This window comes from Lacrimispora sp. BS-2 (genome assembly GCF_040207125.1).
Taxonomy (GTDB): Bacteria; Bacillota; Clostridia; order Lachnospirales; family Lachnospiraceae; genus Lacrimispora.
Genome location: NZ_CP157940.1, coordinates 1987613 through 2004609, shown reverse-complemented (window position 1 = coordinate 2004609; position 16997 = coordinate 1987613). Strand labels below are relative to the sequence as shown.

The window sequence follows — 16997 nt, the reverse complement described above, 5'->3', positions numbered from 1 at the left end:
CGATATGCCTATGAGGAAACACCCTGCGGGTATACCTTTATGCCCAAAAAGCATGGGCGGGAAAGAGGAAAACATGATTAGGATGATAATGCACGGCTGTAACGGGGCCATGGGCCAGGTGGTATCCCAAATTGCTGCAGAGGAAACAAATATAACCATTGTTGCGGGAATCGATCCCCATGATACCGGACAGAATCCGTATCCCGTATTTCCGTCACTGGAAGCCTGTAGTGAAGAGGCGGATGTGATCGTGGATTTTACCTCCTCTAAAGCAGTGGATGGACTTCTTGATTACAGCGTAAAGAAAAAAATACCTGTGGTAGTATGTACTACCGGACTTTCAGACGAGCAGATGAAAAAGCTTGAGGAGGCCTCCAATCACGTTGCGGTCCTTAAGTCCGCCAATATGTCTCTTGGTGTCAACCTGCTCATGAAGCTGGTAAAGGAGGCGGCGCAGGTACTGGCAGGAGCAGGATTTGATATTGAAATACTGGAAAAGCATCACAATAAGAAGCTGGATTCCCCAAGCGGAACGGCTCTTGCCCTGGCGGATTCTATCAATGAGGCCATGGAGCAGGAATATCATTATGTTTATGACAGAAGCCAGGTCAGAAAAGCCAGAGATAAAAAAGAGATCGGGATCCAGTCTGTCCGTGGGGGAACGATTGTCGGAGAACATGATGTGATTTTTGCCGGAAAGGATGAGATCGTCACCTTTCATCACACCGCATATTCAAAGGCGATTTTTGCAAAAGGCGCGGTTTCTGCGGCAAAATTCCTGGCGGGAAAAGCTCCGGGATTATATACCATGAAAGATGTAATAAAATCATAAATTTTCCAATATCTTCCACCATAATTCGTTCTTCCTTTACACATACTAATCGTAGAAAATGAAAGGAGAATGTATTATGAAAAGGATAAAACCTTATGCAATTACCCTTATTGTCATTATGACAGTAATGTGTCTGACTGCTTGCGGGACCACAAAAGGAAACAATGGAACCACAGCAGGTACCACAGGTGCAACAACCCAGACGACTGCGGCGTCAACGACCAAAACTAATGAAACCACTGCTGTGACTGACACAACAGGCGCCAATGAGAGCACCGGTGTGGTTGATGGTGTTGTTAATGATGTAGAAAAAGGGGTTGACAAAATTACAGGGGAAAGCAATGGCGAGCCAACTTCAGGAGCGACAAAAGCACCATAATAGAAAGCGATTTGTAATAAAAAAGCTTCAGGCATGGAATCTATGCTTGAAGCTTTTTTTATTATAAGATATAATGGTATCGACATATATCTTACCGTATTATGTAAACGGTTCTATTTTATTTATCAAAAGACCAGGTTCAGGCCAAATATCCAGAGGCAATGTCATAATAACAAGAGTCTTCCCGGCAGAGAGGCAAAGTGTTCATGAAAAGGAAAATTGATTATTTTAAATATCAGCGGTATAATGATAAAAGGAAAAAGCCATGGAGAAGTCTTAAGAAAGTGATTCCTCTTAAGAAATGCTCCGGATTCCGTCTGAGAAAAGGCTTGCAGCTTCTTATTCTTTTGGAGGCGGCAGTATTTTTCCTGACCTATGGAGAAACAATTGCAGGAAGTACTGGTGAATTCCTGCCTGTCAGCAGAGAAGCGGAAGCAGAAAAGGAATGGCTGGCTGATGCCTTTTGGGGCCGGAAAACCGGGGAAACCAAAGAACAGGGGCTTTCTGTTGACTGGAAGGAAGGCAGGGTCAAATTCTGGCAAAAGATAGAGCGTGTAATTCTTCAGGGGCCTGATTGAGAAACAAAATCGTAGAAAGGTCATTAGTATTTATAATAACAAAACCAGTTGCAATCCTATTTTTACTGTATTATAATTTCTACTGAAACACCGTGGTTTTATTTGAAAAACTTATAAATTAATTCAGAAAAGGACAGGTGGATACCGTGGAAAAGAGAGAATTGCTGTATGAGGGAAAAGCGAAAAAGGTTTATACAACGGGAGATCCGGATGTATTGGTTGTTTCATACAAAGACGATGCCACAGCATTTAATGGTCTTAAAAAAGGCACCATTGTTGGAAAAGGTGCGGTCAACAACCGAATGACCAACTTTATTTTTAAAAAGCTGGAGGCCAAAGGTGTTCCCACTCATCTGGTGGAAGAACTGAGTGACCGTGAGACTGCAGTGAAAAAAGTGGAGATCATTCCCCTTGAAGTGATCATCAGGAACTATTCCGCAGGAAGCTTCGCCAAGAAGATGGGGATGGAAGAAGGCGTGAAGTTTTCCTGTCCGACTTTTGAATTCAGTTATAAAAATGATGATCTGGGCGACCCGTTCATCAACAGCTACTATGCATTGGCCCTTAATCTGGCCACTCAGGAAGAGATCGATAAGATTACGGAATATGCCTTTAAGGTAAATGAAGTGCTGAAAGAATATTTTGACAGTTTAAATATTGATTTGATCGACTTTAAGATTGAGTTCGGCCGTTATCATGGACAGGTCATTCTGGCTGACGAGATTTCTCCTGACACATGCAGGCTGTGGGATAAGGATACCCATGAAAAACTGGATAAGGATCGTTTCCGCAGGGATTTAGGAGGCGTGGAGGACGCATACGAGGAAGTGTTCCGCCGTCTTGGCATCCGTTAAACAGCACAGAGAGGAAAGGCATCAAATGAATAACGAATTGAATTTCAATTTTGAGGATGAGCTGCATGAGGAATGCGGCGTATTCGGAATTTACGATTTTGACGGCGGCGACGTTGCTTCCACCATTTATTATGGATTGCTTGCATTGCAGCACAGAGGCCAGGAGAGCTGCGGAATTGCGGTCAGCGATACCTGTGGCTTTAAGGTAAAGGTAAGCGCCCATAAGGGGATGGGATTATGCAATGAGGTCTTCACACCGGAAATTTTAGAAGGTCTTCGCGGCGATATCGGCGTGGGTCATGTTCGTTATTCGACTGCAGGCAGCAGCACACGGGAGAATGCCCAGCCGCTTGTGCTCAATTATCTGAAAGGAACTCTGGCAATGGCTCATAACGGCAACTTGGTCAATGCACCGGAGCTGAGACGTGAGCTTGAGTATAACGGGGCCATTTTCCAGACGACGATTGATTCAGAGGTAATCGCTTACCACATTGCCAGGGAGAGGGTAAAAGCCGCTACTGTCGAGGCTGCGGTAGCAAATGCCATGAAAAAGCTTAAAGGCGCTTATTCCCTTGTCATCATGAGTCCCCGTAAAATGATCGGAGCCAGAGATCCTTATGGATTTAAGCCTTTGTGTATTGGAAAACGCGATAACTCCTATATTCTGGTATCGGAAAGCTGCGCCCTTGATACCCTTGGTGCAGAGTTTGTCCGGGACGTCTGCCCCGGGGAAGTGGTGACCATTACAAAGGAAGGCATCACTTCTGATACAAGCCTCTGCCTTGTGGATAAGTCAAAGGAAGCCAGATGTATTTTTGAATATATTTATTTTGCAAGGCCTGACAGCGTGTTTGACGGTGTCAGCGTCTATCATTCCAGGATGTGCGCCGGCCGTGCTTTAGCCATGGATTCTCCGGTGGAAGCGGATATTGTGGTCGGAGTTCCGGAATCAGGCAACGCCGCTGCCCTGGGATATTCCCTTCAGTCCGGAATCCCTTATGGAACCGCTTTTGTAAAGAATTCTTATGTTGGAAGGACATTTATAAAGCCAAAGCAGAGCAACCGGGAATCCGCGGTCAGGATCAAGCTGAACGTGTTAAAGGAAGCGGTGATGGGGAAACGGGTCATCATGATCGACGATTCCATTGTCCGTGGAACCACCAGTGCCCTCATTGTCAACATGCTTCGGGAGTCAGGGGCAAAGGAGGTCCATGTCCGGATCAGTTCCCCGCCATTTCTCCATCCCTGTTATTTTGGAACCGATATACCCAATGAAGAGCAGCTGATCGCACATAACAGGACCATTGATGAAATCCGGGATCTTCTGGGAGCGGATTCCCTGTCTTACTTAAATACTGACCGGTTAAATGAAATGGCAGAGGGACTTCCGATCTGTACCGCATGCTTTAGCGGAGATTATCCCATGGAACCGCCCAAAGAGGACATTCGGGGAGAATACACGGAGTAAAAATGGATATTATTAGAGACGGGGACCGCCGGGCTGATCGTGTTTATCTAGCCGGAGGGTCCCCGGTTCCTCTTCACATCAAATAAAAAATATGTTACTATGAATGTAAATGAAGCCCAAGGAGGAATATAAGAACCATGACAGACAGATACCAAAGCCCGTTGTCTGAGCGCTATGCAAGTAAGGAGATGCAGTATATCTTTTCGCCGGACAGGAAATTTAAGACATGGAGAAAGCTGTGGGTTGCCCTGGCAGAGGTAGAAAAGGAACTGGGACTTCCCATCAGTTCAGAGCAGATAGAAGAATTAAAGGCCCATCAGGGTGATATCAATTACGATGTGGCAATACAGAGGGAAAAAGAGGTCCGTCATGATGTAATGTCTCATGTGTATGCATATGGCGTCCAGTGCCCAAAGGCAAAAGGAATCATTCATCTGGGAGCCACCTCCTGTTATGTGGGGGACAATACTGATTTAATAATTATGACAGAAGCGTTAAAGCTGGTCCGCAGGAAACTGATCAATGTTATTGATGAACTGGCCCGTTTTGCCGACTCATATAAGGACCTGCCTACCCTGGCTTTCACTCATTTCCAGCCGGCTCAGCCTACGACCGTAGGCAAAAGAGCCACACTCTGGCTTCACGACCTGACCATGGACTTAGAAGATCTGGACTATATCATCGGTTCTATACGGCTTCTTGGCTCTAAGGGCACCACAGGGACGCAGGCCAGCTTTTTAGAGCTGTTTGACGGCAATATGGACAAGGTGAGAAGGGCGGATTCCATGATCGCAGAGAAGCTGGGATTTGCAGGCTGCTATCCTGTTTCCGGCCAAACCTATTCCAGAAAGGTGGACAGCCGCGTGGTCAATGTTTTAGGGGGCATTGCCCAGAGCGCCCATAAATTTTCCAATGATATCCGCCTTTTGCAGCATTTAAAGGAAGTGGAAGAGCCTTTTGAAAAGAGTCAGATCGGTTCTTCCGCCATGGCCTATAAGCGCAATCCCATGAGAAGCGAGCGGATGGCCTCTCTGTCCAATTATGTAATGGCAGATGTGATGAACCCGATGCTGGTTTCTTCTACCCAGTGGTTTGAGAGAACTCTTGATGATTCCGCAAATAAAAGATTAAGCATTCCGGAAGGATTTTTGGCGGTTGACGGAATTCTGGATCTTTACTTAAATGTTGTGGATGGGCTGGTGGTATATCCCAAAGTAATCGAAAAGCACATGATGGCAGAGCTTCCCTTTATGGCTACGGAAAACATCATGATGGAGGCGGTAAAGGCCGGCGGGGACAGACAGGAGCTTCACGAGCGGATCAGGGAACTGTCTATGGAAGCAGGCCGGAATGTGAAGGTCAATGGACTTGATAACAATTTGCTGGAGCTGATTGCAGCAGATCCTTCCTTCAATCTTTCTTTGGAGGATTTAAAGAAAAGCATGGATCCCAAAAGATATGTAGGCTGCGCTCCGGCTCAGGTGACTGCTTATCTGGAAGAGGTGGTTAAGCCCCTTCTTGAAGAAAACAGGGGATTTCTGGGGATGAAAGCAGAGATTAACGTATAGAAGCTTGCAGGCAGACGACAGGTATTATGGGAAGTCTGCCTGTTTTTCTGGATTTTCATATCAGGAGGAAGTCATGAGCAGCAATTTGGAATATTACAAGGTGTTTTATTATGTGGCCCAGCTAAATAGCATTACCCTGGCGGCGGAAAAGCTGTGTATATCCCAGCCTGCCGTGAGCCAGGCGGTACGGCAGCTGGAAAAAGCCCTGGACAGCCAGCTTTTTCTGCGGACTTCCAAAGGTGTTCGTCTGACCCGGGAGGGAGAATTTTTTTACGGATATGTAAAAACCGGTTTAGAAACCATCTGGCATGGAGAAAGTATGTTAAACAGGCTAAAAGATCTGGATACGGGCGAAGTGCGGATCGGAGCCAGTGATATGACGCTTCAGTTTTATTTATTGCCCTATCTTGAGAAATTTCATGAGCTGTATCCTGGTATCAAGGTAAGTGTTTCCAATGGGCCTACGCCTGAGACGCTCCGGCATTTATACGATGGCAAGATTGATTTCGGGGTGGTCAGCACTCCCTTTGAAGCAAAGAACGAGGTTATGCGGACCGATGTAAAGGAAATCAGGAATGTGTTTGTGGCAGGGGATAAGTTCCGTTATTTAAAGGACCAGGAACTGGATTATAATATTCTGAAGGAGCTGCCCTGTATTTTTCTCGAAAAAAATACAAGCACAAGAACGTTTATGGATGAATATCTGGCAGGCCATGGGATAGTGGTAGAACCGGAGTTTGAGCTTTCCACCAGTGATATGATCGTACAGTTTGCCATGCGGAATCTTGGGATAGGCTGCGTGATGTCAGGATTTGCACAGATGGAGCTGGAAAAGGGAAATCTTGTGGAGCTGAAGTTCCGTGATGAAATGCCAAAACGTCATTTTACCATTGTCACTGACAGCAAAACCCCCGTATCTCCGGCAGGAAAGCGCCTTTTACAACTGATGACAGGAGACATAATTTAGAATTATGTTGAACATAAATAATATTAATTTTACTTATGCGCAACCTTGCGTTATCATAAGTAAGTAAAAGGTATTTTTCACTCGAAGGAGGAACAATCGAATGGTAAGAGCAATCGTAGGCGCCAACTGGGGCGACGAAGGAAAAGGCAAGATCACGGATATGCTGGCAAAGGAATCAGATATCATCATCCGGTATCAGGGCGGCAGCAATGCCGGACACACGATCATCAACAACTATGGTAAATTCGCCCTGCACCTTCTGCCCTCAGGCGTATTTTATAATCATACTACCAGCGTCATCGGCAATGGTGTGGCGTTAAATATCCCGTTCCTGGTAAAGGAAATTGAGGAGCTGGTAAGCAAGGGCGTTCCAAAGCCTGATATCCTGGTTTCAGACCGTGCCCAGATCCTGATGCCATACCACATTCTGTTTGACCAGTATGAGGAGGAACGTCTTGGCAAAAAGTCCTTTGGTTCCACAAAATCAGGGATTGCTCCATTTTATTCAGATAAATATGCAAAGATCGGATTCCAGGTCAGCGAGCTTTTTGACGAAGAATCCTTAAAGGAAAAGGTTGACCGGGTTTGTGAGACAAAGAATGTTTTAATGGAGCATCTATATCACAAGCCGGCCATGGACCCTCAGGAGCTTTTTAATACTCTTCTGGAATACCGGGAGATGGTGAAGCCTTATGTATGTGATGTATCCAAATACCTTCATGAGGCCATCAAAGCAGGCAAGAACATCCTTTTGGAAGGTCAGCTGGGATCTTTAAAGGATCCTGACCATGGAATTTATCCTATGGTTACATCTTCCTCAACTCTTGCAGCTTATGGCGCCATTGGCGCAGGCATTCCGCCTTATGAGATTAAGAATATTACCACTGTGGTAAAAGCTTATTCCAGTGCAGTAGGAGCGGGTGCGTTTGTCAGCGAGATATTCGGAGATGAGGCTGATGAGCTGAGACGGCGCGGTGGCGACGGCGGAGAATTCGGCGCAACCACAGGAAGGCCAAGACGTATGGGCTGGTTTGATGCCGTTGCATCCAGATATGGATGCCGGATCCAGGGTACTACAGAGGTTGCCCTTACGGTTCTTGATGTGCTTGGATATCTTGATGAACTTCACATCTGTGTTGGTTATGAAATCGACGGAAAGGTTACAAAGGATTTTCCAACAACGGTAGAGCTGAACAAGGCAAAACCAATATACACCACACTTCCGGGATGGAAATGTGAGATACGGGGAATTAAGAATTACGAAGACCTGCCGGAAAACTGCAGGAAATATATTGAATTCATTGAGAAAGAACTTGAAACGCCCATTACCATGGTTTCCAATGGACCGGGTAGAGACGAAATTATCTTCCGTAAATGAGCAGGCAGGAATAAATAGAAAATACAGAGAACAATGAATGGGATTTTCCTATATTGGAATTTGGGATTTTTGAGAAAAGCCGCAGGATTTTGAAATTTTAAAATCCTGCGGCCTTTTATTTGCGCCTTCCCTGCAATTTAGTGCAATGGGCAAATCGCAGCTATGCTCTTATCAGCGGCTGGGTGCTGCACCGGAAGGAACCTCCTAAACTCCTTGAGATCTGGAAATCAATGTACTCCACTGTTATACCTCTTTTCTTCAGATCTTCTGCAATATATTCAAATTGGGGATCTAAAATATACGTAGACTCATTGATTGGAAGTCCATTTACCGCCAAATAGGCTATATCTTTATAAGGAACAGAAATTTTATCCCAATTCTTTAATGATTCTGGAATCCCATTTAGGAAGGCTTCTTCACAAACAATCATCAGCCCGTCTCTTACAAGACTTAATGCGCAATCCAAATGCAGTACATCCTGTTTTAGCGGAACCTCAACTACTTCATAGCCAAAATGGGATAAAAATGATTGAAGCCACAAGTAACCGTTATGATTGGAAGCTAATCCGGAATTACCCACAAAAACCGTTTTGTCTAAAACCAGAACATCTCCGCCTTCTAAAAAGGGACCCTGTTGGGCATCAATGCCTTCTGAAATATCTGGTCTGGGTACAGAGACATAGAAAGCCCCTGTGTTGTAGGCTTCTTTAACAAGGATATTCCTGATTGGCAGAATTTCATTTCTCCGATGGAAGAAACGTAATGATCCTTCAATAATGGAAGGACCAACAGTAAAGAAAGGATCGCGTGCAAAGAAGTTACTGGAACCAAACTCTCTGCCGGCTGTCTTCTCATAGTCAGTGAGCAGCCGTGGACGCACAACCTCAACACCATACTTTTCTAGGACTTCTTTTAAAGTTTCCCGTTCTTTTTCCCATTTTCTCTGACGCTCCGGGAAGACCTCTTTGTAGTTTTTTCCTGCATAATCAACGCCCTCAAGCAAACTTAAGCTTTCCTTTGAAAGAAATGCATCATCGTGAAAGCCTTCCGTCCGGGAGGGATAGATGAACTCTGATTGCGTTAAAACAACTTTTTTTAAAGGAGCAAATTCATTTTTTACTTTTATTTTGTTCGTTTCCATATAAAACCGTTTCCTTTCATGATAATTTCTATTTTGCATAAAACGTAGCATGGCACTCTGTCAGTTTACCTGGGCCCGAACATTCCGGCCGGTGAACCGGCTGTTGTTCCATTTCTGTTAATTATAATATTTCCGGTCACAAACCCACGGCATACAGTGCGTTCATATAAGTGATTTCAGTGATATGAATATAATTGACAATTTCCCTGCATCATGACATTATAAGGTATAGGGTAACCCGATAGTCAAGAGGAGGAATAAAAAGTGTCAGATAATCCGTATCTTACAACCAGTGAATTTGCAAAAGCCTGCGGAGTCTCCAAATATACGCTGTTTCATTATGATAACATTGGCATTTTAAAACCAGAATATGTAAATGATAAAGGCTACCGATTTTATTCTTTGAAGCAATTCTCCACGTTTGATATCACGGAAGAATGAAATTATTATGAAAAAAATCTCCAATAAAGATTATTTACAAATTACCTGGAATCATTTGGCTGCCATGATGAACAATCCTGATTTTTGTAAACATCCATATTGGAGAATTACTGAAAGAGTGCATGCGTTTTCTATTCTTATTATTTTAATGTTCTCTGCTTTTTTCGGACGAGTCCGGTTCCTTTTTATTCTGTCTGATCACCCGGGCGGCCAGTTGGGCGGCATAGAGAAAGATGGGGAGGACGACAGAAGAAAAAATAGCGGCCGTCAGCCAGTTTTTTGCTTCCGGATTATGGGAAAAGGCGGATATTATAGCTATGACATATATGGAGAGAATGAGCACCACTCCGGCCATAGCCAAAGGACGTTTCCATTTCACAAGTATCACCTCCCTTTCTGAACCATTGTTTTTTATTATTATAGCCTATAAAAGAGAAAATAGAAAGAAGGGCTTTTCATTGTTAATAAAAACTTTAATTTTGAAACCTGTACTTTTTTCTGGAAATATAGTAATATTTTATTTATAATATGGAAGACCCTGGAAGGAGTGTAAAACTCTTGAGGAAACGATGGATAGCGGCGGCAAGTATCATCCTCGCCCTGGGAAGCATGATGACTTCCGCGGCAGCGGAAGAGATGGTACAGGGAGAGATGGTACAGGGAGAGGCCGAAAGCCAGCAGGCGGCAGTATCGGACTGGCAATGGCAGGAGGATTCGGGCGGCTGGAAATATGTCAATGCAGCGGGAGAATTCAGAAAAACCCGTTGGGAAGAGATAAACGGATATTGGTATTACTTTGACAATGAAGGATATATGGTTTCTGACTGGACAAGGATCGGCGGAATGAACTACTATTTTTCCGAGACAGGGGAGCTGCAGCTTGGCTGGTGTTACAACGACGAGGAAGAGAAATGGCATTATTTTAATGAAGACGGCATAGCTCAGAAGGGCTGGTATCAGGAGGCAGACGGAAGCTGGTACTGGTTTTCCGCAAGGGGGGAGATGGCTTCCTCCGGCTATAAAAACGTGGGGGGAAAGCGGTATTATTTCTTTGATAATGGACAGTTGGCCGCCAACCAGTATGTAGGCCTTTTCTACATGGACGAAAACGGCCAGAGAAACAAGGAATTTGATATCAGCATAGATGGAAAGAAAACCTCCTCATCGGTTTCTTCTGAGGTGAAGGATGCTTTTACAGAGGCCACAAAGAACATTCCCAGAGATTGGATCAGGAAGTTTAATGCTCAGGGCTGGGAGATTATCTACTATCCCGGAAAAAGGTATTTTTCTGCGCCTATGACAGAAAGCGGCCTTTATTATGTTTGCCATAAACTTGATACTAATTATAAAAAAATCAAAATATGCCAGCCGGAAGACTTAACGGCAGCTTTTGGGGAGTACATCGGTTATGCTTCCGGCTGCTATGGCAGTGCCAGCCAGGATGGGATGGATCTGCTCATGAGCAGGGATTCGGTGGAGGAATTCGTGTACATCCCGGACTATTTTTCTGATGATATGAGGTTTTATTTTGGAAAGCTGGTTGCGGCTTATGTGAGTAGCTCCTATACAAAAGGAGAGATGGAAGAGGAGGCGCCCCGGGTGACGGAAATATTAAAAAGGATATTGTATACATAAAAGCCGGTGTAAGAAAAAGGAAATCAGCTTAATAGGGTTCTCTTACAATGTGCTTAGAGAAAAAGAGGGCATCCCTCAAGTCATTTCATGACTTTTGGGATACCCTCTTTTTTCTTGGGTTATTTATAGAAATTCTAATGCATTTTTTAGTATATGCAGACCATTTTCCAATTCTTCCAGAGTGCTGCATGATGATAATGCTACCCGCAGAAAGGTTTTATGTTCGCTTGTGTTGCATAAAAAGCGGTCGGAGTGAAAGACCTGTATTCCATGTTCTTTAAAGCGGTCTTCCAGATGCTCGCTGCTCAGCTTTGAGCTGATAGGCAGCCAGCGATGAAAGCTATATGGATGCTCATTTAATCCATGGCTGGAAAAGCGATCCTGGTACAATTTGTCTGCGCATTCAGCTAACCGCTTTTTTTCATTTACGATCTGGTGAGCTGTACCGTTTAAAATCAATTCTGTTATGATTTCAGCGTCAAAGGAAGAGGTTTTCACATTAATATTAAAAATACCCTTTAAAATCTTTTCACGGAATTGTTCACCAAATACCATATAAGCGATTCGCAGGCCGGAACAAATGGATTTGGAAGTGCCGCAGATGTAAATGGTCTGATCGGGAATAAACTGGTACATAGACCCTTCATAATCCTTTATAAGCCCGGCAGAGAGGAATGCATATACATCATCTTCAATCAGGATCAGGTTTTGTTTCTGTATAACTTTGGCAAGCTCTTTTTTACGCTGCTGCGAAATCATAACGGTAGTAGGGTTACTGCAGGAAGGCATTAAGAACACTCCGTCAATTCCACTTAAAATACACTGGTTATAAAGCTCTGCCGGCAGCATTCCTTCCTCATCACCGGATATTGGAATAAGCTGTATTTGGAACGTTCTTGCCAGTTCTATAAAGTTTGAATAAGTGAACGTGTCCACTGCGATTTTATCTCCTGGTTCAAATAAGGCATATAAGGTGATTGCCAAAGCGTTTAGTGCCCCGGAAACAATGGCCATGTTCTCCGGTCCGGCTTCAATGCCAAATGGCTTCATCCAGTTAATTCCCGCCATTTTCTGATGCTGCATTCCAGTAGGATCATCGTAGCCAAATAGCTGTTCAACATACTTTTTTCTGGATACCTCCTGAACGGTTTCCACGACCATGCTGTTACATTGCTCAAAGGATGCGATGAATCCAAGCTCAATTAAATTTTTTGGCGTGTTGTCCATTGAGATCGTGATAGGCAGCTTGGCATTAGGTGATACAAAGGTACCGCTGCCGGTTATTGCATAGATCAGGCCTTTCCGCTCACATAGACTGTAGGCCCTTGTGATCGTGGTAAAATTAATGTCCAGAAAGTCTGCTAATTCTCTCTGTGGGGGCAGTTTTGTGCCTGGGGCAAGCAAGCCGCTTTTAATATCCTGTTCCAGCTTCTCCGCAAGAGAAAGATAAATTGGACGTTTTAGCTGGTGTTTTTCCGGCTTCCAACTCATGTGGTAATCCAAAAAAGAATTGACAGGCATAGCCCTGTCACCTCCAATCATATAGTTATCCGAACTTGTAAACATCGTTTGGTTTTCATAATATTGTAATGCATACAATTATACAATTGAATGTATGGATTGTATAGGCTAAAATGTTATAAATATAAAACAATTAGACATCAATAGTGGAGGATCAACATGAATGCAAAAGAAAAAGTCATAGGAAAGGCTTTTAAAACAGCTTTTCCCATGACAATACCGATTATGGCAGGTTTTTTGTTTTTAGGACTTGCTTATGGAATTTATATGAATGTTTCGGGGTTTAATTTTATATACCCGATGATCATGAGCCTGACCATTTACGCCGGCTCCGTAGAATTTTTGACAGTGGGATGGCTCCTGGGTGGTTTTTCACCTTTTAAGGCACTTGCGCTTACACTGATGATAAATGCCAGACATCTGTTTTACGGATTGTCCATGCTGGATAATTACAACTTGCCGGGGCTGAAAAAGATATATCTGATTTTTGGATTGTGTGACGAATCCTTTTCCATTAACTGCACGGCGGACATTCCTGCGGATGTAGACAGAGGCTGGTTTATGATCTTTGTTACGCTGTTAAATCATATATATTGGGTCGTAGGTGCAACAATCGGCGGCTTGTTCGGCTCATTGATTCATTTCGATACCACAGGACTTAATTTTGTGATGACCGCACTGTTTGTGGTGATTTTTCTTGAACAATGGATGAAGGAAAAAACTCATTACAGTTCACTTTTAGGATTAGGTTTATCACTTCTTTGCCTGCTCTTAATTAGAGGCACAAATTTTATCATTCCGTCAATGTGTACTATATTTGGCGCTCTTACTTTACTGAGAAGGCCTTTGGAGAAAGCAGGTGGATTTCAATGACTATGACACTGGGTCAACAGATTATTACCATCGCTATTGTGGTATTGGGAACAGTTATCACGAGATTTTTACCATTTCTTCTTTTTCCATCGGATAAGCCGGCACCAGAATTTATTCAGTATCTTGGAAAGGTACTTCCACCGGCAGTTCTCGGGATGCTGGTCATCTATTGCTTAAAGGATATAAATATCCTTTCCGGAGATAACGGGATCCCTGAACTGATCGCCATAGCAATCGTAACAGGACTTCACTTTTGGAAAAGGAAAATGCTGCTTTCCATTGCCGGAGGAACCATTGTCTATATGCTGATGGTACAGCTTGTATTTTAAGATGAGCATATAATATGGCCTCCAATAAAGATTACATACATTTATCAATCATCGTTTGGCTTCGTGCGAAACAACTATGATTTTTGTAAATACCTTTATTGGAGGCCTTGTAGATCGGTTTTATTAAATGTTATTTATTCTGCCAGTTCTTCCCACAGCTCATACAGCTCTTCCAGCCGCTGCCGGATGGTTTCCTTCTCGTTATTAAGCTCCATCAGCTTTGATACATCGGTAAAAATTTCTTCCTTACCAAGCAGCTCGTCAATTTCTCCGTCTCTGGTTTCTAATTGATGGATCTCATCCTCGGTTTTCTTTAAATCATTCTGGCGTTTGCGAAGGCGGGCCTGTTCTTCCTTTTGCGCCTTCCAGTCCAGCTTGGTCTCGGAGACCTCTTCCTGGGGAACAGCCTTTGCAGAAAGAGGGGCAGCATAGAGGCTGGTCATGATTTCTTTCTTTTCCAGATAGTAGTCATAATTGCCGATGTAATTGACCAGGGTCTGATTGGTTAAATCCAGGATCCTGGTAGCGGTTTTATTGATGAAATAACGGTCGTGAGACACGTACAGAATGGTTCCCGTATAACCTACCAGGGCATCCTCTAAAATTTCTTTTGAGGTAATATCCAAATGGTTGGTAGGCTCGTCCAGAATGAGAAAGTTGGCTTCGGAAAGCATCAGCTTTGCCAGGGATACCCGGCCCCGTTCGCCGCCGCTTAAGTCTTTTACCCGCTTGAACACATCGTCTCCGGTAAACAGAAAAGCAGCCAGGATGTTCCGGATCTGGGTATTGTTCATGGAAGGGTAAGTATCCTGCAGTTCATCGAATAAGGTCTTTTCCATATTCAGCACCTGATGTTCCTGGTCATAATAGCCGATATGTACCTTGGAGCCTAAGGAAATCTCCCCTTCATCCGGTTCTAAAATACCGTTTAATATTTTAAGAATGGTAGTTTTTCCGGTTCCGTTGCCGCCGATGATTGCTACCCGTTCCCCTCGTTTGATTTCAAAGCTGACGTTATCAAAAAGCTGGTTCTGAGGGAAGGCTTTTCCTAGGCCGCGAACGGTGAGAACGTCGTTTCCGCTGATGATATTGGGTTCCAGACGGATCTTCATCTCGTCGTTTATTTCTGATGGTCTTTCCAGAACTTCGATTTTATCCAGCATCTTTTCCCGGCTTTCCGCCCGTTTAATGGATTTTTCCCGGTTAAAAGACTTTAATTTGGCAATGACTTCTTCCTGATGTCTGATTTCCTGCTGCTGGTTTAAATACGCTTTCATCTGGGCATCCCGGATCATGGCCCGCTTTCCGCTGTAATCGGTGTAATTTCCCTGATATACGGTCATAAGGCCGTTATCCAGTTCCATGATCTTTGTGACCACACGGTCAAGAAAATAGCGGTCATGGGCAACGATGATAACGCTGCCGTCGTAATTGATCAGATATCCTTCCAGCCATGCAATGGATTCCATATCCAGGTGGTTGGTAGGCTCGTCAAGGAGAATGATGTCCGGCCTGGTGAGAAGGAGCCGGCCTAAGGATACCCTGGTTTTCTGGCCGCCGGATAATGCCATGACAGGCTTATGAAACTCCTCTTCCGTAAAACCAAGTCCTTTTAGTACTCCTGTTACTTCACTTTGATAGGCGTAGCCATTTAACAGCTCAAATTCGTGGTTGAGGCGGCTGTAGGCGGTGAGCATGGCTTCCAGTTCTTCTCCTGTGGCGTGCTTCATATCCACTTCCAGCTGTCGGATCCTTGCTTCCATTTCCATGACAGGACGCTTGGTTTCCAGGACTTCCTCATAAACGGTACGGTCTCCGGATAAATCCTGGTGCTGTGCCAGGTAGCCGATGGATTTACCCTTGGAAACGATCACATCTCCTTCGTCGGTAGGAAGCTCTCCGATGATGATCTTTAAAAGAGTGGATTTCCCGGCTCCGTTGATCCCCACAATGGCGGCTTTTTCATGGTCTTCTATGTGAAAGGAAGCATGTTTGATCACCTGGTTGCTTCCAAATGCTTTGCTTATGTTATTGCATGACAGAATCATGTTTCATTTCCTCTTTCCTGCTTGTTTTATGGCATAAAGGGATACCCATAGGGTGTTTCCTCTTTCCTGCTTGTTTTTCAGCGTGTATAAATATACCCGTAGGGTATTATCCTACTATATGAATGTAGGGCAATAGAAATAGTATAATATAGGTCCTTTCTTTTTTCAAGGATACAATGATAAAACCCGTTTGACATTATTTTGTCATGCAGTTATAATAATGTTAGTTTGATTCTAAGTTAAAGAAGGTGAAGAAGTGTCAGAGAAAGAAATTTCCAAAGCAGTGATTACCAGGCTTCCGAGATATTATCGGTATCTGGGTGAATTAATGGAGGATGGAGTGGAACGTATTTCCTCTAATGACCTAAGTGTACGAATGAAAGTGACCGCTTCTCAAATCCGTCAGGATTTGAATAATTTCGGCGGATTCGGCCAGCAGGGCTATGGCTATAATGTAAAATACTTATATGCAGAGATCGGGAAGATACTGGGAATAGACAGGCAGCATAATATCGTTATCATAGGCGCTGGAAATTTAGGACAGGCAATTGCTAATTATGCGAATTTTGAAAAACGGGGTTTTCTCATCAAAGGTATGTTTGATATCAATCCACGCCTGATCGGCCTTGTGGTCCGTGGGATAGAAATCCGCAGCGTAGATGATCTGGAGCAGTTCGTGAAAGATAATGATGTCCAGATTGCGGCGCTGACCATTCCAAAGACAAAGGCGCCGGAGATAGCAGACCGCCTTGTGAAGGCAGGGATCAAAGCGATCTGGAATTTTGCCCATACGGATTTAAGCGTACCGGAGGATGTGGTTGTAGAAAATGTCCACCTATCGGAAAGCCTGATGCGGTTATCCTACCGGGTCTGCAATATGCAGGATAAAACCGAGGAAGAAAGAAACAGACAATCTGAAGAACTGGAGTAACATACCTGCCGGCAGGCGAAGGGAAATCTCTTCGCTGCCGGTAGTTTTTCTATA

At 44.0% G+C, this 16997-nt stretch carries 17 protein-coding genes; 13 read left to right on the top strand and 4 right to left on the bottom strand.

Annotation, left to right across the window (positions count from 1 at the left end):
• The first annotated feature begins 73 nt into the window (after positions 1–73).
• From dapB to ABFV83_RS09495, 8 genes are all read left to right on the top strand, one after another.
• Complete coding sequence (dapB, locus tag ABFV83_RS09530; protein ID WP_349948626.1) at positions 74–832, top strand: 4-hydroxy-tetrahydrodipicolinate reductase; 759 nt, start codon at positions 74–76, stop codon at positions 830–832.
• A 76-nt stretch (positions 833–908) separates the two neighbouring features.
• A complete protein-coding gene (locus ABFV83_RS09525) occupies positions 909–1211 on the top strand; it encodes a hypothetical protein (protein ID WP_349948625.1) in 303 nt (100 codons plus the stop codon).
• Between the two features lie 206 nt (positions 1212–1417).
• Positions 1418–1789, top strand: a complete 372-nt coding sequence (locus tag ABFV83_RS09520) for a hypothetical protein (RefSeq protein WP_349948624.1) — start codon at positions 1418–1420, stop codon at positions 1787–1789.
• Positions 1790–1935: 146 nt separating this feature from the next.
• Complete coding sequence (gene purC / locus ABFV83_RS09515; protein WP_349948623.1) at positions 1936–2643, top strand: phosphoribosylaminoimidazolesuccinocarboxamide synthase; 708 nt, start codon at positions 1936–1938, stop codon at positions 2641–2643.
• A gap of 25 nt (positions 2644–2668) precedes the next feature.
• Entirely contained in the window at positions 2669–4111 is a 1443-nt protein-coding gene (gene purF / locus ABFV83_RS09510; protein WP_349948622.1) for an amidophosphoribosyltransferase, read from the top strand.
• A gap of 137 nt (positions 4112–4248) precedes the next feature.
• The gene (gene purB, locus ABFV83_RS09505; RefSeq protein ID WP_349948621.1) at positions 4249–5679 is read left to right on the top strand and encodes an adenylosuccinate lyase; all 1431 of its coding nucleotides are present in this window, start codon (positions 4249–4251) and stop codon (positions 5677–5679) included.
• Between the two features lie 73 nt (positions 5680–5752).
• Complete coding sequence (locus ABFV83_RS09500; protein ID WP_349948620.1) at positions 5753–6646, top strand: LysR family transcriptional regulator; 894 nt, start codon at positions 5753–5755, stop codon at positions 6644–6646.
• 100 nt (positions 6647–6746) lie between these two features.
• Entirely contained in the window at positions 6747–8024 is a 1278-nt protein-coding gene (locus ABFV83_RS09495) for an adenylosuccinate synthase (protein WP_349948619.1), read from the top strand.
• Between the two features lie 160 nt (positions 8025–8184).
• Here the strand turns inward: ABFV83_RS09495 and ABFV83_RS09490 are convergent, their stop codons facing one another.
• Entirely contained in the window at positions 8185–9165 is a 981-nt protein-coding gene (locus ABFV83_RS09490; protein ID WP_349948618.1) for an arginine deiminase family protein, read from the bottom strand.
• Positions 9166–9429: 264 nt separating this feature from the next.
• Between ABFV83_RS09490 and ABFV83_RS09485 the strand changes: the two genes are divergently transcribed.
• On the top strand, positions 9430–9606 hold the full coding sequence (locus tag ABFV83_RS09485; protein WP_349948617.1) for a MerR family DNA-binding transcriptional regulator: 177 nt from the start codon (positions 9430–9432) through the stop codon (positions 9604–9606).
• A 145-nt stretch (positions 9607–9751) separates the two neighbouring features.
• On the opposite strand, the gene ABFV83_RS09480 is transcribed toward ABFV83_RS09485, so the two are convergent.
• Positions 9752–9985 carry a hypothetical protein gene (locus ABFV83_RS09480; RefSeq protein WP_349948616.1) on the bottom strand — a complete coding sequence of 78 codons (234 nt, stop codon included), beginning with the start codon at positions 9983–9985 and terminating at the stop codon, positions 9752–9754.
• 179 nt (positions 9986–10164) lie between these two features.
• Between ABFV83_RS09480 and ABFV83_RS09475 the strand changes: the two genes are divergently transcribed.
• Positions 10165–11241: a cell wall-binding protein gene (locus ABFV83_RS09475; protein WP_349948615.1), complete on the top strand. Its 1077-nt coding sequence runs from the start codon at positions 10165–10167 to the stop codon at positions 11239–11241.
• Between the two features lie 123 nt (positions 11242–11364).
• Here the strand turns inward: ABFV83_RS09475 and ABFV83_RS09470 are convergent, their stop codons facing one another.
• Positions 11365–12762 carry a PLP-dependent aminotransferase family protein gene (locus ABFV83_RS09470; RefSeq protein WP_349948614.1) on the bottom strand — a complete coding sequence of 466 codons (1398 nt, stop codon included), beginning with the start codon at positions 12760–12762 and terminating at the stop codon, positions 11365–11367.
• A gap of 159 nt (positions 12763–12921) precedes the next feature.
• On the opposite strand from ABFV83_RS09470, the gene ABFV83_RS09465 reads away from it, so the two are divergent.
• Together ABFV83_RS09465 and ABFV83_RS09460 are read left to right on the top strand one after the other, a co-directional pair.
• Positions 12922–13635 (top strand): AzlC family ABC transporter permease, encoded by a 714-nt coding sequence (locus ABFV83_RS09465; protein WP_349948613.1) that lies wholly within the window; start codon positions 12922–12924, stop codon positions 13633–13635.
• A gap of 2 nt (positions 13636–13637) precedes the next feature.
• Positions 13638–13964 carry a branched-chain amino acid transporter permease gene (locus ABFV83_RS09460; RefSeq protein ID WP_349948906.1) on the top strand — a complete coding sequence of 109 codons (327 nt, stop codon included), beginning with the start codon at positions 13638–13640 and terminating at the stop codon, positions 13962–13964.
• Positions 13965–14098: 134 nt separating this feature from the next.
• Here ABFV83_RS09460 and abc-f read toward each other — a convergent pair whose 3' ends face one another.
• Complete coding sequence (gene abc-f, locus ABFV83_RS09455; RefSeq protein WP_349948612.1) at positions 14099–16012, bottom strand: ribosomal protection-like ABC-F family protein; 1914 nt, start codon at positions 16010–16012, stop codon at positions 14099–14101.
• Between the two features lie 256 nt (positions 16013–16268).
• On the opposite strand from abc-f, the gene ABFV83_RS09450 reads away from it, so the two are divergent.
• The gene (locus tag ABFV83_RS09450; RefSeq protein ID WP_054740111.1) at positions 16269–16943 is read left to right on the top strand and encodes a redox-sensing transcriptional repressor Rex; all 675 of its coding nucleotides are present in this window, start codon (positions 16269–16271) and stop codon (positions 16941–16943) included.
• Positions 16944–16997: the final 54 nt, after the last annotated feature.

Coding starts and splice junctions, on each gene's coding strand:
- dapB (WP_349948626.1), top strand. CDS start 74: ATGATTAGGATGATAATGCACGGCTGTAACGGGGCCATGGGCCAGGTG.
- ABFV83_RS09525 (WP_349948625.1), top strand. CDS start 909: ATGAAAAGGATAAAACCTTATGCAATTACCCTTATTGTCATTATGACA.
- ABFV83_RS09520 (WP_349948624.1), top strand. CDS start 1,418: ATGAAAAGGAAAATTGATTATTTTAAATATCAGCGGTATAATGATAAA.
- purF (WP_349948622.1), top strand. CDS start 2,669: ATGAATAACGAATTGAATTTCAATTTTGAGGATGAGCTGCATGAGGAA.
- purB (WP_349948621.1), top strand. CDS start 4,249: ATGACAGACAGATACCAAAGCCCGTTGTCTGAGCGCTATGCAAGTAAG.
- ABFV83_RS09500 (WP_349948620.1), top strand. CDS start 5,753: ATGAGCAGCAATTTGGAATATTACAAGGTGTTTTATTATGTGGCCCAG.
- ABFV83_RS09495 (WP_349948619.1), top strand. CDS start 6,747: ATGGTAAGAGCAATCGTAGGCGCCAACTGGGGCGACGAAGGAAAAGGC.
- ABFV83_RS09490 (WP_349948618.1), bottom strand. CDS start 9,165: ATGGAAACGAACAAAATAAAAGTAAAAAATGAATTTGCTCCTTTAAAA.
- ABFV83_RS09470 (WP_349948614.1), bottom strand. CDS start 12,762: ATGCCTGTCAATTCTTTTTTGGATTACCACATGAGTTGGAAGCCGGAA.
- ABFV83_RS09465 (WP_349948613.1), top strand. CDS start 12,922: ATGAATGCAAAAGAAAAAGTCATAGGAAAGGCTTTTAAAACAGCTTTT.
- ABFV83_RS09460 (WP_349948906.1), top strand. CDS start 13,638: ATGACACTGGGTCAACAGATTATTACCATCGCTATTGTGGTATTGGGA.
- abc-f (WP_349948612.1), bottom strand. CDS start 16,012: ATGATTCTGTCATGCAATAACATAAGCAAAGCATTTGGAAGCAACCAG.